Raw genomic sequence first — 20,667 nt, forward strand, 5'->3', positions numbered from 1 at the left:
GTCGGCGTCAGCCCAGCTTCGCGAAGCCGTAGTTCAGGAGCTTCGTCGCGTCCGTGGCGCGCTGCGCGTACGTGGACGAGGCCAAAACCGTGCCGATGACGGTCTTCCCGTTGCGGGTGGCCGCGAAGACGAGGCAGGCGCCGGCCTCGGGGCCGGAGCCGGTCTTCACACCGATCGCGCCGCTGTAGCTGCTGAGCAGCGTGTTGGTGTTGGTCCACGGCGCCATGGTCCGGGTGGTGCCCGACTTGGTGATGGTCTTCGCCGTGTACGACTTCGTCTTCACGATCGTGCGGAACGTGGAGTTCTTCATCGCGCTGCTCGCGATTTTCGTCAGGTCGCGCGGCGTCGAGTAGTTGCTTCCGTTGCCGATGCCGTCGAACGAGTCGAAGTGCGTGTTCGTCAGCCCGAGGCTCTTGGCGGCGCTGTTCATCTTGCCGATGAACGACTTCACGCGGGCGGCACGCGTCGTGCCGGAACCGAACTTGTCCGCGAGCGCGTAGGCGGCGTCGCAGCCGGACGGCAGCATCAGCGCGTACATCAACTGGCGGACGGTGACCTTGTCGCCGACGATCAGGTGTGCGGACGAGGCGTTGTTGGCAACGATGTAGTCGCTGTACGCCTTCTGGATCGTGACCTTCGCGTCCAGGTTGAGGTTCGACTGGGCGAGCACGACCTTCGCAGTCATGATCTTCGTGGTGGAGCCGGTGGAACGCCTGGTGTCCGCGGCCTTCGTGTACAGCGTCGAGCCGTTGGCGTTGTTCATCACGTAGCCGCCCTTGGCCACGATCGAGGGCGTTGTGAGGGCCTGCGCGGGCGCCGCGGTGAGGGCTCCGGTGGTGAGCACGGCTCCGGTGGTGACCACTGCCGCGACTGCCCTGCGAACTCGCGCGCCCTTAATGCCGGTAATCAAGTTAAACGCTCCGATGCGTCTCTGATGCGCCTGAAAGCATCCAAATGCCCCTGGAGTGCGGCCAGATGGCAAGGCCGCACTCCCTTGAGACTCGCGAGTGGCAGAAATGGATGTGCGGTTGTCAGGGGAAATTTTGAGGCGGCCGCGCGGTCCGCATCGTGGACGTTCATCGGCATGCGTACGCGTTGTATCTATGATGTGCGCATGCCTTCACTGCCCTCGCCCGCCCCCGCTCCCGAGAAGCCGTCGGCCAAGCAACCGCCTGCCGCCGACCGTGTGTACGCCCACGTCAAGCAAGGTGTCCTCGGACGCCGTTATGAAGGCGGGACGCTGCTCACCGAGGGCGAGCTGGCCGACGAGGTCGGCGTCTCCCGGACGCCGGTGCGCGAGGCGCTGCTGCGGCTGGAGGCCGAAGGGCTGATCCGGCTCTACCCGAAGAAGGGAGCGCTCGTCCTGCCCGTCTCCGCCCAGGAGATCGCGGACGTGGTCGAGACGCGTCAGCTCGTGGAGGAGTATGCGGCCCGCAAGGCGGTGCCCGCCCCGCACGCCTTGATCTCCCGTCTCGAAGAGCTTCTCGCCCGGCAGAAGGAGCAGGCCGCGGCCGGGGATCTGGCCGGGGCTGCGGTCACCGACCGCACCTTCCACGCCGAGATCGTGCGCAGTGGCGGCAACGAGATCCTCTCCCGCCTCTACGACCAGCTCAGGGACCGGCAACTGCGGATGGGTGTCGCGGTCATGCACTCGCATCCTGACCGGATCGCCAAGACGCTCACCGAACACGCGGAGATCCTGCACGCCCTGCGGTCCGGCGACGCCGAGGCGGCGGTCGAGATCGTCCACCGGCACGTCAGCTGGTTCTCCCACCTGGCACGGGGTGAGGTGCGATGAGTGCCGACTCCCGTTCCGTATCCCTGCCCGGCGATCCGCCCGGCGGCCGTCGCGCCGTCGCCGTGTGGGCCGTCGGCGTCTCGGTCTACTTCGTCGCCGTCATCTTCCGAACGTCCCTGGGTGTCGCCGGACTCGACGCCGCGGACCGCTTCCACGTCGGCGCGTCGGCGCTGTCCACCTTCTCCATCCTCCAGCTCCTCGTGTACGCGGGCATGCAGATACCCGTCGGCCTGTTGGTGGACCGCCTCGGCACCAAGAAGGTGCTGGCCATCGGAGTGGTCCTTTTCACAGCCGGTCAGCTGGGGTTCGCCTTCGCCTCCTCGTACGGCACGGCGCTCGCCTCGCGTGCGCTGCTCGGCTGCGGTGACGCGATGACGTTCATCAGCGTGCTGCGGCTCGGCACCCGCTGGTTCCCGGCCCGGCGTAGCCCGCTGGTCGCCCAGCTCGCCGGTCTGGTGGGCATGGCCGGCAACCTGATCTCGACGCTCGTGCTGGCCCGGCTGCTGCACGGCGTCGGCTGGACCGCGGCGTTCGGCGGCAGCTCGCTCGCCGGCGTCGTCGTGTTGCTCCTGCTCCTGTTCTTCCTGAAGGACCACCCCGAGGGGCACGAGCCCGAGTCGTTCCCGCACCACGGAGCGGCCTATGTGCGGCGGCAGATCGTGGCGTCCTGGAAGGAGCCCGGGACGCGGCTCGGCATGTGGGTGCACTTCACCACACAGTTCCCGGCGATGGTGTTCCTGCTGCTGTGGGGACTTCCGTTCCTGGTGCAGGCCCAGGGCTTGTCGCGGGCGACGGCCGGTGAGCTCCTCACGCTCGTGGTGCTGTCGAACATGGTCGTCGGCCTGGTGTACGGGCAGATCGTCGCCCGCCACCACGCGGCGCGGCTGCCGTTGGCGCTCGGCACGGTCACGGCCACGGCGGTGGTGTGGGCGGCCACGCTCGTCTACCCGGGCGTGCACGCGCCGATGTGGCTGCTGATCGTGCTGTGCACGGTGCTCGGCGCCTGCGGTCCGGCCTCGATGATCGGCTTCGACTTCGCGCGTCCGGCGAACCCGCCCGAGCGTCAGGGCACCGCCTCGGGCATCACCAACATGGGCGGTTTCGTCGCTTCCATGACGACACTGCTGGCGATCGGCGTGCTCCTGGACGCGACGGGAGACGACTACACCGTGGCGTTCTGCGCGGTGTTCGTACTCCAGGTGGTGGGGCTGAGCCAGATCCTGCGCCTGCGCGAGCAGGCGGCGCGCAGGGAGCGGGAGCGGCTGGTCGCGAGCCGGGTGGAGACGGTGCACGTGCCGGCGGCGTAGGTGCCGGCGCCGTGTCCCGTGGCTTCGCCGTCGCCGGTTACGGACGGCGGCGCGGCCGCTCCAGGCCCAGTACACGGTCCTTCAGCGCCGGGAACTGCTCCCGGGTGGCCGCGACCCTCGCCGGATCGAACTCCACCGTGAGGACCTCCTCGTCGGCGCCCGCCTCGGCGAGGACGTCGCCCCAGGGATCTACCACGATCGAGTGACCCGCCTGCGGAACCCCGGCGTGCGTCCCGGCCGTTCCACAGGCAAGGACGTAAGCCTGGTTCTCGACCGCCCGCGCCTGGGCCAGCAGCGTCCAGTGGGACCGGCGGCGCTCCGGCCAGCCCGCCGGGATCACGATCGTCTCGGCCCCCGCGTCCACGAGCGAGCGGAAGAGCTCGGGGAAGCGGAGGTCGTAGCAGGTGGCCACGCCGACGGTCGTCTCCGGCAGAGGCACCGTCACCGGCTCGGTCCCCGCGCCCATCAGGACGGCCTCGCCCTTGTCGAAGCCGAAGCGGTGGATCTTGCGGTAGAAGGTGGCCAGTTCACCGGAGGGGGAGAAGATGAGAGACGTGTTGTAGATCGGGCCTTCGGGGTCGCGCTCGGGGATCGACCCGGCGTGCAGCCACACGCCCGCGTCGCTCGCCGCCTTGGCCATGACCTCGTAGGTCGGCCCTTCGAGCGGCTCCGCCTCGGACCCGAACTGCTCGTAGGCGAACGCCCCGGTCGTCCAGAGCTCGGGCAGCACCACCAGATCGACTTCGGCTTGATCCCTTACCAGTGAGGCGGCCCGTCGGCGGCGTGAATCGACCGATTCGTTGTCTTCTACCCGGAATTGGATGAGGGAGGCGCGCACAGTACCACCGTCCTGGCATTCGAGCCGTCTTTTCGGGCCTACGATCGTCACACGAAAGCCCTGCCGGGGTGCCTCAGAGCAGCGTAACTTAACGTTCCAAGACACCCGCGACAGTCGCCGCCCATCGCCACTGCCGTCACAACCGCCCGTGCACCGACCGCCCGAGGGGCCCCGTTCCGTGAGTCTGCATCCCACTCTTCAGCCCTACGCCGACGCCTGGACCCACTCCATCGAAGCGATATCCGAGCTGGTGCAGCCGCTCGCGGACAGCGAGTGGAACCGACGCACGCCCTGCCCCGGCTGGTCGCTGCGCGACGTGGTCTCCCACGTCATCGGCATGGACTGCGAAATGCTCGGGGATCCCCGGCCGATCCACACGCTCCCGCGCGACCTGTTCCACGTCAAGACCGAGCACCAGCGCTACATGGAGATGCAGGTCGACGTCCGCCGCCACCACACGGCGCCCGAGATGACGTCCGAGCTGGAGTACACGATCATCCGCCGCAACCGCCAGCTGCGGAACGAGTCGCGGGACCCGGGCACCAAGATGCGCGGCCCGCTCGGCACCGAGCAGACTCTCGAAGAGGCCATGCGGTACCGCGCGTTCGACGTGTGGGTGCACGAGCAGGATCTCCGCACGGCGCTGCGTCGGCCGGGGAACCTGGACTCGCCCGGCGCGTACATCGCGCGGGACGAGCTGGTGGCAGCGCTGCCGAAGGTCGTCGCCGAGGAGGCGAAGGCACCCGCCGGTTCGGCGATCGTCTTCGATGTGCACGGCCCCGTCGAGTTCATGCGCACGGTGCGGGTCGACGCGGAGGGCCGCGGTTCGGTCGACGGCACACCCTCGCTGGGCCCGAGGGTGGCGCTCACGCTCGACTGGGAGACCTATGTGGGTCTTGCCTGCGGCCGGATCACCGCGGACCTGGTCGCGGACCGCATCAAGGCGGAGGGCGACCCGGAGCTGACGGCGGCGATCCTGATGGCGTTCGCCGTGACAAAGTAGACCCGGGCCCACGGGAGCGAGCCGCCCGGCGTCGGCCGGGCACGGGGAGGGCTGGGAACAGCCAGGGCCGGGCACGGATAGGGACATGCCGGGCCCTGACAACGCACAGGCCGGTACACCGTGGTGGCCCGCACATCGGCGGGGCCCACACCTCAGGCGGGCCGGTCTTCGTGTCGCCCGATCGCTGTGAGGACCTGATCTCTGTGTGGGCCCGGATACAGCATGGGCCCGGACGCCGTGTGGGCGCGACTCCGGGTCGTGGGAGATCGCGTGAGCTCAGGCGCCCACGGCCGAGCGGCTCAGTCCCCCTCCCGCTCCTTCTCCGCCAGGTGGATCACGCACACCGCCACCGCGATCATCAGGGCCGGGTCGGCGTCGTCGCGCACAATGTCGAGGCCGTACGTCTCGCGGACGTGCAGCCAGCGGCGGGAGATCTGCGCGAGCAGCTCCCCGTCGTAGTCGATGGCGAACTCGCGGTCGAGGATCTTGCCGCTGACGTCGAGTTCCGTCCCGTCCACCAGCGAGACGCGGTAGTGGTTGCGCAGCAGGGACAGGCGCTTGCGCTTGATCGTGGCCAGCGGGTCGCCGTTGCGTTCGATAATCATTGTGTCGCGCAGGGCGAACATCTTCTGATGGATGTCGATCAGGACCCGCCCCTGCGTGTCCTTGAGCTCGAAGGTGTCCCGCAGCCGCATCGCCTTGCCGTCGACCAGGAACACCTTGTTGCCGTGCTGGTCCTCGATCCAGTAGTCGTCACCGAAGCCGAGGAGCCGGTCGCGTACCAGGAGTCTCATACGAGGAAAGGTTCCCCCGCGGCGGGCCCGAAACGCCGTCGGTAGGCCGATGGGCTCAGCCCGGTCTCACGCCGCAGCCGTGCCCGCAGGTTGGCGGCCGTGCCGAGGCCACTGCGCGCGGCGACCACGTCCAGCCGCTCCTCCCCGCGCTCGATCAGCCGGCACGCGAGAGCGACCCTCTCTCCGGTCAGCCAGGCCAGCGGGGTGGTGCCCAGTTGCGCACGGAAGCGGCGGTGCAGGGTGGCGGGGCTCACCGCGGCGCGCGCCGCGAGGTCCGCGACGCTGAGCGGCTCACCCAGGCGCTCCTGCGCCCAGGCGAGCAACGGGGCGAGCGACTCGTCCGGCACCTCGGGCACCGGCCGCTCCACGAACTGCCGCTGCCCGCCGTCGCGATGTGCCGCGAAGACCAGCCGCCGGGAGACGGCGTTCGCGATCTCGGCGCCATGGTCGCGGCGCACGACGTGCAGCCCGAGGTCGAGCGCCGAGGCGCTCCCGGAGGCGGTCAGGATGTCGCCGTCGTCCACGAACAGCACATCCGGCTCCAGCCTGACCTGCGGAAACCGCACCCGAAACGTATCGGCCCACATCCAGTGGCAGGCCGCCCGGCGTCCGTCGAGCAGCCCGGCTTCCGCGATGGTGAACGCCCCGGAGCAGAACGCACGGTCACGCTGGCCAAGGGTTCGGTCTTCACGGTCCCGCGCGGCACGGAGCACAAGCCGTCCGCCCCCACCGGAGCGTCGATCCTGCTGTTCGAACCCACCGGCACCATGACGGTCGGCGACCGCCACGAGGACGTCCCGGACCACGTGGACGCGACGACGGGACATGCGCTGACCTGACCAGGGCTGGGACCAAAGGCCAGAGGCCAAGGGCCAAGGCCCGAGTGGGGAAGGGCGAACTGGTTCGGGACCGGGGCGGGGCCCGGAACGCGTACGGACCCGGGAACGGGGCGGGGCCCGGGACGCGTACGGACCCGGGAACGCGAGACCGGCCCGGAAGCGGCCTGCCGGGCGCCGGGAGCGAACGAGTGAGTCCCCCGCCGGAGCGGCGGGGGACTCGTGTGCGGGCCACTGTGGGGCCGCTGACGGTCCGCCGAGGGACCGGGGCCGGGTCTACCGGTAGCCCTCCTGCGTGTCGTCCTCGTCGTCGTCCCACGACGTGCGCCCGTCGTTGCGGTCACGGCGCATGTCGGGGTCCGACAGGTGGGACCCGTTCGTCTCGGGGTCGCGCCGGTCCCGGTTGCGCTTCTCCTCGCCGGAGATCTCACCGTGCTCGCGTTCACGGTCGCGGCGGTGCGTCTGGTCGTCGATGTCTCGTGGCATGGAACTGCTCCCTTACAGTGGCCCCCCTGTGTGCGTCGAGCATCTCTCGGTGATGGCGCGAACGCATCCCGTGATTCTGTGGCCACCGTACGTCACCGAAGTTATCCACAGGCTCCGTGGCTTCACCGGCGCGGATGGCACTCTTGACGCATGAACGACTCCACACCGCGTCGCGTCCGTGTCCGCGCCCCCGAGCTGATCGGCAAGGGTGGCTGGCTGAACACGGGCGGTGAACAGTACAGCCTCGCCGACCTGCGAGGACGCATCGTCATCCTCGATTTCTGGAAGTTCACTACGATGCACTGAACTTCCGGAGGACGCCGTGCACCATCACACGCTTGCCGACCTGTACCTACGCCTGTCGCTGGACAGGGACGGCAAGACCGCCATCGAGCGCCAGGAAGCCGACTGCCGGGCGTGGGCGGAACGCAACGGGCTCACGGTGCGCAAGGTCCACATTGACCGTGGGCGCTCCGGCTACAAGTCGGTCACTCGCAAGGGCTTCGACGCCGCGCTGGCAGCCGTCACGGCTGGTGTCGTCGGCACGCTGCTGGTCTGGAAGCTCGACCGGCTCTCCCGCAAGGGCATCGGGGAAGTCGGCGCCGCTCTCGACAACATTTCCCGCGTCGGCGGACGGCTCGTCTCGGTGGTGGACGGACTCGACACGTCGAACGACAGCGCCCGAGTCACGATTGCTCTGCTTGCTGAGCTTGCCCGCTCGGAGTCGCGCAACATCGGCACCCGCGTCAGCAACGCGAAGCGGTACCTGCGTTCCAAGGGGCAGTGGATCGGCGGTCAGCCGCCTTACGGGCTCGTGGTCGATCCCAGCACCAAGCAGCTGGCCCACGACCCCGGGACGGCTGTGTACGCCCGGCTGATAGCCGATGAGGCGCTGGCCGGTACCTCGCTGGTCAATATTGCCCGGCTGCTCAACAGCCACGAAATAGAGTCCCCGCGCGGTCGCCAGTGGAACGCGGCGAGCATCATGCAGCTTCTACGCTCTCCGGCGTTCGCCGGGCTGATGCCTCAGACCGAGTACACCGAAGCAGCGGACGGCACCCGCAAGTACGGCAGTCGGGTGGTTCCGTATCGCGATCCCGAGACGCTGGACACCGTCTCGATTGGCGAGGGGATCATCACGGTCGGGGAACGAGAGCTGATCTCCAAGCAACTGGAGTCGCGTACCTACCCGCATGCTGGCAAGAGGCGCCCCAAGCCTGAGGGTTCCGCGCTGCTGACGGGCCTGATCTTCTGCGGTGTGCCCGGATGCGGACGCCGTATGCACCGCGTAGGCGGCTCATACCAGTGCATGGCGCGCCGAGCGGGCAATCAGTGCCCGGGTGCGTCGGCTCTCGCTGACCTGGTGGACGAGCACGTGACCGAGCGGTTTCTTACGCGGCTGCCTGCGCTTGAGCCGGACGATCCGCTGCTTGTTGCCATCGCGGACAGATGGGTCCACCGTGCGGACCCTGAGACGTTCGCCAAGCGGGACGCGATCACCGCTGAGATCAGCGACGAGGAGGCACGGCTCGCCGACTTGGAGGACGCCAGGTACGTCCGTGGCGAGTTCGACGGGCCGGACGCCGTGGAGCGGTACACCCGCCTTGCCGCTCGCCTGCGAGGGCGCATCGAGGGATTGCGCGCCGACTTGGAGAAGCTGCCGACGCCGGCTGTGGACATCTCGCCCATGCTGGACGGTGAGCTGTTGCGGGAGGCGTGGGAAGTCTCCGAGGTCCCTGACCGACGCGACCGGCTGACCTTGGCGATAGACCGTGTGGTAATCAGCAAGGGCAGGCGAGGTGCCCGTTTCGTTGGCGAGGATCGCGTAACGATCGAGTGGGCGGACGTCAGCGAGTAGACGTCCCTCTGAGCGCCTTCACGGCCCGGTGTCGGTCACCCCCGGCGGCGGGCCGTTTGGCGTTCCTGGGAGCGTCTGCGCCCCGTGGGGTTCGCACGGTGACGCGGTGACGAATGACGATGATGAGACTGGTTCCCCGTTCCTTCTACAGCGGGATGATTTTTACTCCTCTCTATTCACCTAACCAGCGGTTGACCAGGCCGTTTGTTACTCTCTACGGCCACCCGTTGGGTGGTCACTGAGCCACCTTTGACCACCTGGCTTGCAAGACAGCGGGGGCGATAAGGGCTGAAACATCACTCGTAAGAGGATTTGAGGACTTTGGGTAAGTACATCGATGACGTGACCGCTCGCCGCGCACTGGAGACTGCAGCGTGGCACGCCGACAGGGCCGGAATGTCCCTGCCGTTCGTATGGTCGGGGGCGCAGTGGACGACGCCAGGCGGGGAGTGGCGGGATTGGCCGTTGATCCGGCGCGGCATAGGTGAGTGGCTGCGCGCTGTAGCAACGGGGCTGGACGCCGCCGAGTCGGACGCAGGGCGCCGCGAGGAGCTACGGCGACATATGTATGATGCGCGTTTCGCTGCCTTCCATGCGACCGATCCAGACGACAAGCAGTGGCACACGGACGTGGCCAACGGGTTGGCCCGTGACCTTGAAGCCATCCCCGCCTCTGCCCACATTGCTCCCGCCATGGTGCGTGACATACGCACTGTGGCGTCTGAGATCGAGTCCGCTTCCGACGCTCGCGCTACTCAACTCCTTTCGCTGGCTTCACAGTTCGATGCTTTCCGCGCTTCGCTGAATGATCCTGCCGCGTGGGTCAGGCGTCTGGGTACTGCGCCGCACAGTGTGCACGTCCGCACGTCTGCTGTCTGGGAAGCCTTCGCCACTGCGGAACCGGTCTTGTCTCGCTCTCTGGGCACGGTAACGGGCAAGCGTGCCTTGTTCGCTGCGATGGATAAGCGCTTCGGTGCACGCCGGAAGCTTTCGGGGTACGAGGGTTGGCGCGGCGTGGCGCTACCGGATGCCGACCCCAGGGGGTGACCCCGCCTCCGCCCTACGCCAGAGCGGCAGGGAGAGGAAACCTTCGCATGGCTGATCGGGGCGTTTGCGTGGGGAGTCGCTGAGCGTGACGGTCGGCGGGGCGTCCATCAAACGATGGTTATTGAGACGCCGGGGTCGGTAGGGCGAATGGGACATCGGAGTGTTCAAAACGCGTCTCAAAACGTGCTCGAAACCTCTGGCGTTGTGAGACGAGTTTTGAGACGATCAGGTCATGACGACGAACACGGGCACGCTGATCGGTTACCAGCGAGTGAGCACCAACGCGCAGGATGCGCAGCTTCAGGCGGACGCGCTGAGCGAGGCAGGGTGCGCCCGCATCTTCGAGGACAAGGCGTCGGGCAAGAACGCCGACCGTGCCGGGCTGCTCGCTGCTCTCGACTACATGCGGGAGGGCGACACCCTCACCGTGTGGAAGTTGGACCGGTTGGGCCGTTCCACAAAGGACGTGCTCACGATCGCCGAGGATCTACACGCCCGGGGGATCGCGCTGCGAATTCTGACGGGCACGCTGGCCGGTAGCTACTCCCCGAAGGGTGAGGGAAAGTTCTTCTTCACGATGATGGTTGCCTTCGCGGAGCTGGAGCGAGACATGATCGTTGAGCGAACCCGCGCCGGGCTGGACGCTGCAAAGGCGCAGGGTCGGACCGGTGGGCGCCCCACCGTCATGGATGCTGACAAGCTCGCTGCGGCCAAGGCGCGTAGGGCCAAGGGAGAGAGCGTCACAGCCATTGCCAAGGCGCTCAACGTGTCCCGCGCGACGCTGTACCGGGCGCTTGCCGACGCGGAATGACCCGGCCCCAATCGAGAGACCGTCTACCCGTCGTGGTGGACAGTCTTTCGCATGTCTGGGCATGGGGGGTGGGTCAATCTCTGGGCGAGAGCGCCCCATGGACCCGGCCCCCATGCGCGCGTACATCGCTGCGAAATTACGACCTGGGGGTCGGCCAAGGTCGTAGCCATGACCCACAACAGCTCATCAACCACGGATCTGGTGCTCCACGCGGTGACGGATGTACTCGTCTGGATGCGATCGGGCGATCATCACTGCCGCTTCCACGAGGTCATGCAGCTCAGGCGGGTACGCCGACTTCCGGAGCGGCAGTCCGGGGAGAATGCAGCGCCGAACGTCGAGGTGCTCGTTACTCACGAACTCTCGGAGCGCAGCCTCATACCACTCACCCACCGTGACAGACCTGTCGTCGGCCTCTGCCTGGCTTCCGACGTCTGGGTCCTCTGCCCTGACTTTGGAGAGCCGAAGCGGCAGCGCCGACCAGTACCAAGCCCGCGCAGCACCTGCCCGCTCTTGGTTGGTTCCCGTCCGCAGATAGTCCAGCAGCGCTGAGCGGACGCGTCGGTATCCGAAGGCATTCAGAGCCGGCTCAACGAACTGGCGGTTGAAGCTCGGGTCCGGGTCATAGACCGCAGCCTTCATGAGGACGCCGAAGGACGCCTCGGGCAGCACCAACTCTTGGCGGCATGCCTCGCGCAAGGCACTGCGCACTTGGTGTTGCCACTGCCGCTCATCACCAGCGTCTGACTCGGGGGCGACATCGAGCCTTAGAACCCGAACCACGTCCGCCAGGCACTTCAGGAACGGCTGCCTCCCGTCCTCCGTGCGCCCTGGCAGTGCCATGAACCCTTGCGCGGCGCTCCCCGCGCCTCTCGCAGCCGTCTCGTCTCCGTCAACAGCCAACTCTGTCCCTCCCCTGTCCCAGGCCCACATGGAATGCTTCCACAGCCCGTGCGGTTGGATGGGGGTATGGCTTCACGTGTACGTGTCCGCGCTCCCGAGTTGATCGGCAAGGGCGGCTGGCTGAACACCGGCGGCGAAAATCTCTCCCTTGCGGACCTGCGAGGTAAGTGCGTCGTCGTAGACTTCTGGACGTTCTGCTGCATCAACTGCCTGCACGTCCTGGACGAGCTGCGCGAGCTGGAGGAGAAGCACCGCGACACGGTGGTGATCATCGGCGTGCACTCACCGAAGTTCGTCCACGAGGCGGAACACCAGGCGGTGGTGGACGCGGTCGAGCGGTACGGGGTCGAGCATCCGGTGCTCGACGACCCCGAGCTCGCCACCTGGAAGCAGTACGCCGTCCGTGCCTGGCCGACGCTCGTGGTCATCGACCCGGAGGGGTATGTGGTCGCGCAGCACGCGGGCGAGGGTCACGCGCACGCGATAGCGCGGCTCGTGGAGGAACTGGAGGAGGAGCACTCCGCGAAGGGCACGCTGCGCCGCGGCGACGGTCCGTACGTGGCGCCGGAGCCCGAGCCCACGACCCTCCGGTTCCCGGGCAAGGCGCTCCTGCTCCCGTCCGGAACCTTCCTGGTCAGCGACACCACCCGGCACCAGCTGGTGGAGCTGGCGGCGGACGGCGAGACGGTCGTGCGCCGGATCGGCTCCGGTGTGCGGGGCTTCGCGGACGGCCCGGCGGACGCGGCGAGCTTCAACGAGCCGCAGGGCCTGGCGCTGCTGGAGGAGGGCGCGGTGGTCGTGGCCGACACCGTGAACCACGCGCTGCGCCGCCTGGACCTGGCGACCGGCGAGGTCACTACGCTCGCAGGCACCGGCAAGCAGTGGTGGCAGGGCTCGCCGACGTCCGGTCCCGCCCGGGAGGTGGACCTGTCCTCGCCGTGGGACGTGGCGGTCTTCGGCGACCTGGTCTGGATCGCCATGGCGGGGGTGCACCAGCTGTGGACGTACGACCCGCGGACGGCCACGGTCGCGGTGGCGGCGGGCACCACCAACGAAGGGCTGGTGGACGGTGCCGGTGCCGAGGCCTGGTTCGCGCAGCCTTCGGGACTCGCGGCGTCCGTCGACGGGGAGCGCCTCTGGCTGGCCGACTCCGAGACGAGCGCCCTGCGTTGGGTGGACCGGGACGGCGCGGTGCACACGGCCGTCGGCACGGGACTGTTCGACTTCGGGCACCGCGACGGCGCGGCCGGACAGGCGTTGCTGCAGCACCCGCTGGGTGTGACCGCCCTGCCGGACGGTTCGGTGGCGGTCAGCGACACCTACAACCACGCGCTGCGCCGCTACGACCCGGCGACGGGAGAGGTGAGCACGCTGGCGACGGATCTGCGGGAGCCGTCGGACGCCGTGCTGGTCGGCGAGGACATCGTGGTCGTGGAGTCGGCCCGCCACCGGCTGACCCGGCTGCGACTGCCCGAAGAGGCGGTCCAGGTCGCATCGGTGGCCCACCGCACCCAGCGCGCGGCGACCGAAGTCGCGCCCGGCAAGCTCCGGTTGGACGTGATCTTCCAGGCCCCGGCCGGTCAGAAGCTGGACACGCGCTACGGCCCCTCGACCCGCCTGCTGGTCTCCTCGACCCCGCCCGAGCTGCTGCTGAAGGGCGAGGGCGCGGACACGGACCTTGGGCGCGACCTCGAACTGGACCCGTCCATACCGGAGGGTGTCCTGCATATCTCGGCGATGGCCGCGTCCTGCGACGACGACCCGGCCAATGAGTACCCGGCGTGCCACGTCCACCAGCAGGACTGGGGCGTCCCGGTCCGCCTCACGGAAGGCGGGGCGACCCGGCTCCCGCTGGTGCTGGCGGGCATGGACGAGGAGTAGGCCGCCGGCGCGCCCGGTTCATGCCCTGCCGAGAACCGGGGTAGGCCGCCGGTACCCGGTTACGGCCCCGCCGCGACGTGGCGCGGGCCGGCCGATATGCGGGGTTGGCCCGCCGGGACGGGCGCGGGCCGTCGACACGCGGGGCAGGCCCGCTGGGAAGTGGCCCGGGCCACCGACATGCGGGGCTGAGCCGCCGGGATGTGGCACAGCCCGCCAACGCGCGCGGGGTGGCCCGCCCGGACGTGGCGCAGTCCGCCGACATACCGGGTTCACGCCCGGCTGGGAAGTGGCGCCGGCCGCCGGCATGCGGGTCTGGCGCCGGCACGCGGTGCGGGCGGCCAACACGCGGGGCTGGCCCGCCCGGACGTGGCGCAGGTCGCCAACACGTGCGGCGGGCCCGCTGGGAAGCGGCGCAGGCCGGGTGGGGCCGGCCTGGTCCGGGACTAGATTCCGTACCCGTCGCCGTACTCCCGGCGGTGCCGTTCCTCCTCGACCACCGGTGCGGACGGCACCACCACTCGCCGGCGGCGGTAGATGCTGCTGAAGGTGGCGACTCCGATCAGTCCGGCGATCATGAAGATGACGCCGACCAGATGCAGATTGACCCCGTTCATGTGCCAGTCGGTCGCGAACGCGAGGATGGCCCCCACGGCGATCAGGATGATGCATCCGCCCAGGCCCATGAGTCCTGCCCTCCCTGTGGGTCCGGTCCTTCCGTCCCCGCACCCGAGTACCCGGGCGAGTGGAAGGCATGCCGGACCGATCGCTCGGGCGTGCGAGGGCCCTCGCCCGGGGCCGGGCCGGGGCCGGGGCGGCTGCGGGGTGTCAGCCCTCCAGGAACGCCACCAGCGCGTTCGCGAGCAGGAACGGGTCGTCGGCGGCGCACAGTTCACGGGCGCTGTGCATCGAGATGATCGCCGCGCCGATGTCGACCGTCTTGATGCCGTGACGGGCCGCCGTGATGGGGCCGATGGTCGTGCCGCAGGGCATCGAGTTGTTCGAGACGAACGACTGGAAGGGGACGCCGGCCTTGTCGCAGGCCGCGGCGAAGATGGCGCGTCCCGAACCGTCCGTGGCGTAGCGGTTGTTGACGTTCACCTTGAGGATGGGGCCGCCGCCCGCCCGCGGATGGTGCGTCGGGTCGTGCCGTTCCGCGTAGTTGGGGTGGACGGCGTGTCCGGTGTCGGAGGACAGACAGACCGAGCCGGCGAAGGCGCGCGCCCGGTCCTCGAACGAGCCGCCCCGGGTGAACACCGAGCGTTCCAGCACGGATCCGAGCAGCGGGCCGTCGGCGCCGGTATCCGACTGGGAGCCGTTCTCCTCGTGGTCGAAGGCGACGAGGACCGGGATGTACGAGAGGGCGACGTCGGAGGTGGCGACGGCCGCCAGCGCCGCGGCGGCCGCGTGCACGGACAGCAGGTTGTCCATCCGCGGGCCGGCCACCAGCTCCTTGTCGCGGCCGAGGTAGGACGGCGGTTCCACGGAGTGGGTCATCAGGTCCCAGCCCGCCACCTCGCCGGCGGCCAGGCCGAGTTCCTCCTCCAGGAAGGCGATCAGATCGCCGTCCCGTACGTCGTCGCCCAGGCCCCAGATGGGCTGGAGGTGGCGCTGCTTGTCGAGCTTCAGGCCCTCGGTGGAGACCGAGCGGTCCAGATGGACGGCCAGCTGCGGTACGCGCAGCAGCGGTCTGTCGATGTTCACCAGGCGGGTCGAGCCGTCGCGCAGCGACAGCCGGCCCGCGAGGCCCAGGTCACGGTCCAGCCAGGAGTTGAGCAGTGGGCCGCCGTAGATCTCCACCGCGACCTGCCGCCAGCCGTGCGCGCCGCTGTCCGGTCGGGGCTTGACCCGCAGGTTCGGGGAGTCGGTGTGGGCGCCCAGGATCCGGAAGGGGGTGTGCGGGTCGGCGCCCTCGGGGACGTACCAGGCGACGATCGCGCCCCCGCGAAGCACGTATTTGCCGCCGCTGGTCCCGTCCCAGGCGTCCGTCTCGGCGACCTGCCGGAAGCCGGCCTTCTCCAGCCGCTCGGCGGTGTTCGCCACGGCGTGGTAGGGCGAGGGGCTCGCGGCCAGGAAGGACATGAGGTCGTCGGTGTGGGCGCGATCGAAGGTGAGAGATGCGCGAGAAGCGCCACGCGCCGGGGTGGCGGGGGGCGTCGGGCGGGAGCTGCTACTCATGTCTTCACCTTAACGACGGACGAGGGCCCGCTCCCGGTGATCGGGAGCGGGCCCTCGTAAGGAGGATGTGGAGGGCCGGGACTGACCGGACGGTCAGAGTCCGGTCAGTCCCGCACCGGACGCCGGCGGTGCGGGGACCCGCGGTCGGCGGGTGCGTCCTAGAACGCGGCCTCGTCCAGCTCCATCAGGTCCAGGTCGACGCCCTCGGCCACCTTGCGGGCCAGGGTGACGCCCGGCAGGACGTTGGCCGCGAAGAACTTCGCCGCCGCGATCTTGCCGGTGTAGAACGTCTTGTCCTTGGCGGAGGCCGTCCCGAGCTTCTCGGCGGCGACCGCGGCACCCTTCAGCAGCAGGTAGCCGACGACGACGTCACCGGAGGCCAGCAGCAGGCGGGTGGTGTTCAGGCCGACCTTGTAGATGTTCTTGACGTCCTGCTCGGTGGCCGCCAGGTCGGTCAGCATCAGGCCGACGATGGCCTCCAGCTCGACGGCCGCCTTGGCGAGGTGCTCGCGCGCTGTGGCCAGCTCCTCGCCGCCGGTGCCGATCGCCAGGAACTTCTTGATGTCCTCGGCGAGCGAGTTCAGCGCGGCGCCCTGGTTGCGGACGATCTTCCGGAAGAAGAAGTCCTGGCCCTGGATCGCGGTGGTGCCCTCGTACAGGGTGTCGATCTTGGCGTCGCGGATGTACTGCTCGATCGGGTACTCCTGCAGGAAGCCGGAGCCGCCGAAGGTCTGGAGCGACTGGGCGAGCTGCTCGTAGCCCTTCTCGGAGCCGTAGCCCTTGACGATCGGCAGGAGCAGGTCGTTCAGGGCGTGCTCGGTGGCGGCGTCCTCGCCGTTCGCCTCCTTGACCGCGATCGCGTCCTGGACGGAGGCGGTGTAGAGGACGAGGGCGCGCATGCCCTCGACGTACGCCTTCTGCGTCATCAGCGAGCGGCGGACGTCGGGGTGGTGCGTGATGGAGACCTTGGGGGCGGCCTTGTCCATGAAGTTGGCCAGATCCGGACCCTGGACGCGCTCCTTGGCGTACTCCAGCGCGTTCAGGTAGCCGGTGGACAGGGTGGAGATCGCCTTCGTGCCGACCATCATGCGGGCGAACTCGATGATGCGGAACATCTGTCGGATGCCGTCGTGCTTGTCGCCGATCAGCCAGCCCTTGGCGGGGTGGCGGTCGCCGAAGGTCATCTCGCAGGTGTTGGAGGCCTTCAGGCCCATCTTGTGCTCGACGTTGGTGGCGTAGACGCCGTTGCGCTCGCCCAGCTCGCCGGTCTCGAAGTCGAAGAGGTACTTCGGGACGAGGAAGAGGGACAGGCCCTTGGTGCCGGGGCCGGCGCCCTCGGGGCGGGCCAGGACGTAGTGGAGGATGTTCTCCTCCATGTCGTGCTCACCGGAGGTGATGAAGCGCTTCACGCCCTCGATGTGCCAGGAGCCGTCCTCCTGCTGGATCGCCTTGGTGCGCCCGGCGCCGACGTCCGAGCCGGCGTCCGGCTCGGTGAGCACCATGGTGGAGCCCCAGGTCTTCTCGACGGCTATCGATGCGATCTTCTTCTGGGCCTCGGTGCCCTCCTCGAAGAGGATGCGGGCGAACGCCGGGCCGGAGGAGTACATCCAGATCGCGGGGTTCGAGCCGAGGATCAGCTCCGCGTACGACCAGATCAGGGACGGCGGGGCGGTGGTGCCGCCGATCTCCTCCGGCAGGCCGAGGCGCCAGTACTCGGAGTCCATGAAGGCCTTGTAGCTCTTCTTGAAGGACGCCGGGACCGGGGCGGTGTTCGTCTCGGGGTCGAAGACGGGCGGGTTGCGGTCGGCGTCCGCGAAGGACTCCGCCAGCTCGTTCTCCGACAGGCGGGTGAGCTCCTCGAGGATGCTCTTCGCGGTGTCCGTGTCCATCTCGGCGAACGGGCCGGTGCCGTACAGCTTGTCGCGCCCGAGTACTTCGAAGAGGTTGAACTCGATGTCGCGGAGATTCGGCTTGTAGTGCCCCATGGCGACGGCTCCGTAGAGGGATCGGCGAGGCACTTGATCCTCGCATCTTGTTCACGTACCAACTAGTAGCACCGATGATGCTACCCGTCGGTAATAAGAATCAACCCCCGACGGCCTTATGTGGCCCACTACTCTTTGGGGCATGTACGGCTATCAGAACGCGGGTCAGCAGCAGCAGTACGCTCCGCCGCAGCAGCAGATGCCCGGGCAGCAGATGCCGGGCGGGCAGATGCCCGGCGGATACGCCCAGCAGCCGCCGCTGTATCCGGAGCCGTCGCCGCCGTCGCTCGCGGACGCGGTCCGGGCGTTCACCACGGGGTCGATGGCCGCCGAGGACTTCCAGCAGATCTTCGCGACGTCCAAGGTGTACTGCCCGCGCGGTGACACCCCGGGATTCCTGGCGCTGCACAACACCCAGCAGCCCGTGATCCCGATGTTCACCACGCTCAAGGAGCTGCGCCGGTACGCGGGCAAGGAGTCCAAGTACTTCGTGATCACCGGCGCCGAGGTCATCGACCTGCTGCCGACCGGATACGGGTTCGTCCTCGACATGGAGGGGGAGCACCGGATGGTCTTCGACGCGAAGGCGGTCGAGCAGATGGTGGAGTTCGCGATGCGGCGCATGTACGGCTAGACGGCTGCCATCGCTGCGCGGACGGCTGGACGCCGCCATCGCGCGCAGACGGCTTGGACGCCACTGCTGAGCAGACGCGTCCGCGCCGGGCCGAGCGGCTCGGGGCTCCCGGATAATCCCCTCGGCGCTTGTCACGGCCATGCCATAGAGTTCCCTCCGGCAGCCGCGCCCCGCACGCCACCGCCCTCATGCGGTTACGTCCGGGTGCCGCGCGGCGCTCTCATCTCCCGGCGACCCCGGGATCTCATGTGGGGGGTTCCATCACTGTGCGTATGCGCAGCACCTCGGCCGCGACGGCGCTCGCGGTCCTCTTCAGCTCGGTCGCGCTGAGCGCTGTCGCGACGGGCTCCGCCTCGGCCGCCGCCGCCACCGTTTCCTCGCCCGGCGGCATCGTCGTGGATGGTGCCCTCGGCCGGGTCTTCGTCGGCGACAGCGCGTCCGGGACCGTCGTGGCCGCCGACTTCTCCGGGACCGCCGTCGACTCGGTGAACGGCCTCGGCACGGTCTCCGACCTGGCGGTGTCCGACGACGGCGCCACCTTGTATGCGGCGGTGCCGAGCAGCCACGAGATCGTGGCCCTCGACGCGGCCACCCTCGACGTCAAGGCGCGGTACACCGTCGCCACCGACACGGGCCCGCGCCATGTCGCCTTCGCCGGCGGCAAGGTCTGGTTCACCTACGGCGACCAGTGGGACGGCGACCTCGGCTCGGTCGATCCGGCGGTGGACCCGGCGAGCGGAACGGACCCGGTGACGCTCGGGCAGTTCCCACAGCCCTACCCCGGGGTCTGGGGCCAGGCACTCCTCGACACCGACCCGAACACGCCAGGGCTGCTGGCCGTCGGAGAGACCGGCCTCTCCACCGACTCGATGGCCGTCGTCGACGTCTCCGGCGGCACACCGCAGCTGACCGCCTGGTACGACGGCGACTACACCTTGAACGACGGCATCGGGGACATCGACCTCGTTCCCGGCGCCCCGCAGGTGCTGGTCAACGGCACGCAGCGGGACGCCTACGCCGACGGGAAGTTCACCGCCGCCGGCGCTTACCCCTCGGGGCAGCGCGCCGACGTCTCCACGAGCGGCCTGGTCGCCCAGGTCGCCGGTGACAAGGTGGCGGTCTACCGCGCCAACGCCGCCCAGCCGGTGCGCACTTACACCACCAGCAGCTCCGGCACGGCCGACCTTGCATGGGCCCCGGACTCCTCACGGATCTTCGCGCTCGTGGGGACGGGCAGCGGCTACAGCCTCAAGGTGCTCACCCAACCGACGGTGAACAACCCGACGCTGACGGTGAACGCCCCGTCCACGGCGACCCGTGCCAAGCAGCTCACCGTGACCGGCAAGCTGTCGGCGACGGTGCCGCTGCCGAGCGGCGTGAAGCTCGCGGTCACCCGCACCGACCTGGAGACCCCCAGCGGCAAGGCGCTCACGCCCGTCGCGGTGAAGGCGGACGGTACCTACTCCTTCACCGACACCCCGCCGGCCGGCGGCACCGTCACGTACAAGGTCACCTACGCGGGCGACGCCGAGCACTTCTCGGTCACGGCCTCCGACAAGGTCGCGGTCTCCCGTGCCACGCCGACGCTGACCCTGAACAACAACGGCAAGCTCTACAACTACGGCACCGACGTCACCTTCACCGCGCACCTCGGTTCGACGTACAAGAACCGCACGGTCGAGATCTGGGCCGACCCCTTCGGCGGCGACAAGCCGAAGAAGCTGCTGAAGACCGGCAAGGTCAACTCCAGCGGTAATATCTCGGCGATCGTGGACATGACGCGCGACACGGCCGTCACCGCGGTGTTCAAGGGCGACGCCCGCTTCGCACCCAGGACGGTGAAGTCCACGGGGTACGCCAGGGTCAGGATCTCCACCGCCGTCTCCCGGCACTACAAGACGGCCAAGATCGGCTCGACGACGTACTACTGGTTCCACAAGAGCACCGACCCGCTGCTCACGACGACCATGACCTACTACCCGGGTCGCAAGCAGCGCTTCGACCTGGAGGTCTACTACCAGGGCCGGTGGTACTCGGCCGACTCCGAGTACTTCCCGCTCGGCACGAGCGGCAAGTCGGCCGTGCGGCTGGGGGCGCCCGGCGAGTCCGGGATCAGGGCGCGGATGCGGTCGGTGTACGTCAACGGCTCGTCCGGTGACACCGTGAACTCCACGACGTACGGCGCCTGGAAGTACCTGTACTTCAGCAACTGAAGCGACTGACGCACTCGCGTGACGACGGGAGCCCGGAGGGAATGCCCTCCGGGCTTTCGGCGTTGCGGGGTGGCAGAAAGTTCAATCGTCAACTAAAG

Annotated in this window: 16 protein-coding genes and 3 pseudogenes; 10 read left to right on the plus strand and 9 right to left on the minus strand. The window is 68.9% G+C overall.

The features are described 5' to 3' along the window. Nucleotides 1–7 precede the first annotated feature (7 nt). Nucleotides 8–910, minus strand: a complete 903-nt coding sequence (locus ACWDA7_RS17785) for a D-alanyl-D-alanine carboxypeptidase family protein (RefSeq protein ID WP_450605215.1) — start codon at nt 908–910, stop codon at nt 8–10. A gap of 204 nt (nt 911–1,114) precedes the next feature. On the opposite strand from ACWDA7_RS17785, the gene ACWDA7_RS17790 reads away from it, so the two are divergent. Next, the gene (locus ACWDA7_RS17790) at nt 1,115–1,798 is read left to right on the plus strand and encodes a GntR family transcriptional regulator (protein ID WP_450605216.1); all 684 of its coding nucleotides are present in this window, start codon (nt 1,115–1,117) and stop codon (nt 1,796–1,798) included. Further along, a complete protein-coding gene (locus ACWDA7_RS17795) occupies nt 1,795–3,105 on the plus strand; it encodes an MFS transporter (RefSeq protein WP_450605217.1) in 1,311 nt (436 codons plus the stop codon). Before ACWDA7_RS17790 ends, ACWDA7_RS17795 begins: the two co-directional genes overlap by 4 nt. A 37-nt stretch (nt 3,106–3,142) precedes the next feature. Here ACWDA7_RS17795 and ACWDA7_RS17800 read toward each other — a convergent pair whose 3' ends face one another. Then, nucleotides 3,143–3,943, minus strand: coding sequence for a carbon-nitrogen family hydrolase (locus tag ACWDA7_RS17800; RefSeq protein ID WP_450605218.1), 801 nt, complete (start codon nt 3,941–3,943; stop codon nt 3,143–3,145). Nucleotides 3,944–4,121: 178 nt separating this feature from the next. Between ACWDA7_RS17800 and ACWDA7_RS17805 the strand changes: the two genes are divergently transcribed. Beyond that, nucleotides 4,122–4,946 carry a maleylpyruvate isomerase family mycothiol-dependent enzyme gene (locus ACWDA7_RS17805; RefSeq protein WP_450605219.1) on the plus strand — a complete coding sequence of 275 codons (825 nt, stop codon included), beginning with the start codon at nt 4,122–4,124 and terminating at the stop codon, nt 4,944–4,946. 299 nt (nt 4,947–5,245) lie between these two features. Here ACWDA7_RS17805 and ACWDA7_RS17810 read toward each other — a convergent pair whose 3' ends face one another. Both ACWDA7_RS17810 and ACWDA7_RS17815 read right to left on the minus strand, forming a co-directional pair. Next, entirely contained in the window at nt 5,246–5,740 is a 495-nt protein-coding gene (locus ACWDA7_RS17810; RefSeq protein WP_450605220.1) for an LURP-one-related/scramblase family protein, read from the minus strand. Then, nucleotides 5,737–6,393 (minus strand): annotated as a pseudogene (locus ACWDA7_RS17815) (helix-turn-helix domain-containing protein); the annotation flags it as partial. The gene ACWDA7_RS17810 and the pseudogene ACWDA7_RS17815, both read right to left, overlap by 4 nt. On the opposite strand from ACWDA7_RS17815, the pseudogene ACWDA7_RS17820 reads away from it, so the two are divergent. Further along, nucleotides 6,385–6,579, plus strand: a pseudogene (locus ACWDA7_RS17820) (cupin domain-containing protein); the annotation flags it as partial. The pseudogenes ACWDA7_RS17815 and ACWDA7_RS17820 sit on opposite strands and share 9 nt — an antisense overlap. Nucleotides 6,580–6,852: 273 nt before the next feature. Here ACWDA7_RS17820 and ACWDA7_RS17825 read toward each other — a convergent pair. Next, on the minus strand, nt 6,853–7,062 hold the full coding sequence (locus ACWDA7_RS17825) for a hypothetical protein (protein WP_450605221.1): 210 nt from the start codon (nt 7,060–7,062) through the stop codon (nt 6,853–6,855). A 150-nt stretch (nt 7,063–7,212) separates the two neighbouring features. On the opposite strand from ACWDA7_RS17825, the pseudogene ACWDA7_RS17830 reads away from it, so the two are divergent. The 3 genes and pseudogenes from ACWDA7_RS17830 to ACWDA7_RS17840 form a co-directional block, all read left to right on the plus strand. Next, nucleotides 7,213–7,353: pseudogene (locus ACWDA7_RS17830) on the plus strand (thioredoxin-like domain-containing protein); the annotation flags it as partial. 31 nt (nt 7,354–7,384) lie between these two features. Then, the gene (locus ACWDA7_RS17835) at nt 7,385–8,920 is read left to right on the plus strand and encodes a recombinase family protein (protein WP_450605222.1); all 1,536 of its coding nucleotides are present in this window, start codon (nt 7,385–7,387) and stop codon (nt 8,918–8,920) included. 1,279 nt (nt 8,921–10,199) lie between these two features. Next, complete coding sequence (locus ACWDA7_RS17840; RefSeq protein WP_450605223.1) at nt 10,200–10,778, plus strand: recombinase family protein; 579 nt, start codon at nt 10,200–10,202, stop codon at nt 10,776–10,778. 186 nt (nt 10,779–10,964) lie between these two features. Here ACWDA7_RS17840 and ACWDA7_RS17845 read toward each other — a convergent pair whose 3' ends face one another. Next, nucleotides 10,965–11,681 (minus strand): hypothetical protein, encoded by a 717-nt coding sequence (locus ACWDA7_RS17845; protein ID WP_450605224.1) that lies wholly within the window; start codon nt 11,679–11,681, stop codon nt 10,965–10,967. Between the two features lie 66 nt (nt 11,682–11,747). Between ACWDA7_RS17845 and ACWDA7_RS17850 the strand changes: the two genes are divergently transcribed. Beyond that, nucleotides 11,748–13,562, plus strand: a complete 1,815-nt coding sequence (locus ACWDA7_RS17850) for a thioredoxin-like domain-containing protein (RefSeq protein ID WP_450605225.1) — start codon at nt 11,748–11,750, stop codon at nt 13,560–13,562. A 443-nt stretch (nt 13,563–14,005) separates the two neighbouring features. On the opposite strand, the gene ACWDA7_RS17855 is transcribed toward ACWDA7_RS17850, so the two are convergent. The 3 genes from ACWDA7_RS17855 to ACWDA7_RS17865 form a co-directional block, all read right to left on the minus strand. Further along, a complete protein-coding gene (locus tag ACWDA7_RS17855) occupies nt 14,006–14,245 on the minus strand; it encodes a DUF6458 family protein (RefSeq protein WP_359402953.1) in 240 nt (79 codons plus the stop codon). A gap of 142 nt (nt 14,246–14,387) precedes the next feature. Continuing rightward, nucleotides 14,388–15,737, minus strand: a complete 1,350-nt coding sequence (locus ACWDA7_RS17860) for a M18 family aminopeptidase (protein WP_450605226.1) — start codon at nt 15,735–15,737, stop codon at nt 14,388–14,390. A 158-nt stretch (nt 15,738–15,895) separates the two neighbouring features. Then, the gene (locus ACWDA7_RS17865; protein ID WP_450605237.1) at nt 15,896–17,722 is read right to left on the minus strand and encodes an acyl-CoA dehydrogenase; all 1,827 of its coding nucleotides are present in this window, start codon (nt 17,720–17,722) and stop codon (nt 15,896–15,898) included. A 142-nt stretch (nt 17,723–17,864) separates the two neighbouring features. On the opposite strand from ACWDA7_RS17865, the gene ACWDA7_RS17870 reads away from it, so the two are divergent. Then, a complete protein-coding gene (locus ACWDA7_RS17870; RefSeq protein WP_450605227.1) occupies nt 17,865–18,356 on the plus strand; it encodes an SseB family protein in 492 nt (163 codons plus the stop codon). A 272-nt stretch (nt 18,357–18,628) separates the two neighbouring features. After that, a complete protein-coding gene (locus ACWDA7_RS17875; RefSeq protein ID WP_450605228.1) occupies nt 18,629–20,569 on the plus strand; it encodes a YncE family protein in 1,941 nt (646 codons plus the stop codon). Nucleotides 20,570–20,667: the final 98 nt, after the last annotated feature.

It is taken from the genome of Streptomyces sp. NPDC001156, from assembly GCF_053598275.1.

What these genes read in the sequence shown, in the direction of transcription:
- ACWDA7_RS17870 (WP_450605227.1), top strand. Translation starts at nt 17,865, where the DNA reads ATGTACGGCTATCAGAACGCGGGTCAGCAGCAGCAGTACGCTCCGCCG.
- ACWDA7_RS17825 (WP_450605221.1), bottom strand. Translation starts at nt 7,062, where the DNA reads ATGCCACGAGACATCGACGACCAGACGCACCGCCGCGACCGTGAACGC.
- ACWDA7_RS17855 (WP_359402953.1), bottom strand. Translation starts at nt 14,245, where the DNA reads ATGGGCCTGGGCGGATGCATCATCCTGATCGCCGTGGGGGCCATCCTC.
- ACWDA7_RS17840 (WP_450605223.1), top strand. Translation starts at nt 10,200, where the DNA reads ATGACGACGAACACGGGCACGCTGATCGGTTACCAGCGAGTGAGCACC.
- ACWDA7_RS17865 (WP_450605237.1), bottom strand. Translation starts at nt 17,722, where the DNA reads ATGGGGCACTACAAGCCGAATCTCCGCGACATCGAGTTCAACCTCTTC.
- ACWDA7_RS17860 (WP_450605226.1), bottom strand. Translation starts at nt 15,737, where the DNA reads ATGAGTAGCAGCTCCCGCCCGACGCCCCCCGCCACCCCGGCGCGTGGC.
- ACWDA7_RS17810 (WP_450605220.1), bottom strand. Translation starts at nt 5,740, where the DNA reads ATGAGACTCCTGGTACGCGACCGGCTCCTCGGCTTCGGTGACGACTAC.
- ACWDA7_RS17875 (WP_450605228.1), top strand. Translation starts at nt 18,629, where the DNA reads ATGCGCAGCACCTCGGCCGCGACGGCGCTCGCGGTCCTCTTCAGCTCG.
- ACWDA7_RS17790 (WP_450605216.1), top strand. Translation starts at nt 1,115, where the DNA reads ATGCCTTCACTGCCCTCGCCCGCCCCCGCTCCCGAGAAGCCGTCGGCC.
- ACWDA7_RS17850 (WP_450605225.1), top strand. Translation starts at nt 11,748, where the DNA reads ATGGCTTCACGTGTACGTGTCCGCGCTCCCGAGTTGATCGGCAAGGGC.
- ACWDA7_RS17795 (WP_450605217.1), top strand. Translation starts at nt 1,795, where the DNA reads ATGAGTGCCGACTCCCGTTCCGTATCCCTGCCCGGCGATCCGCCCGGC.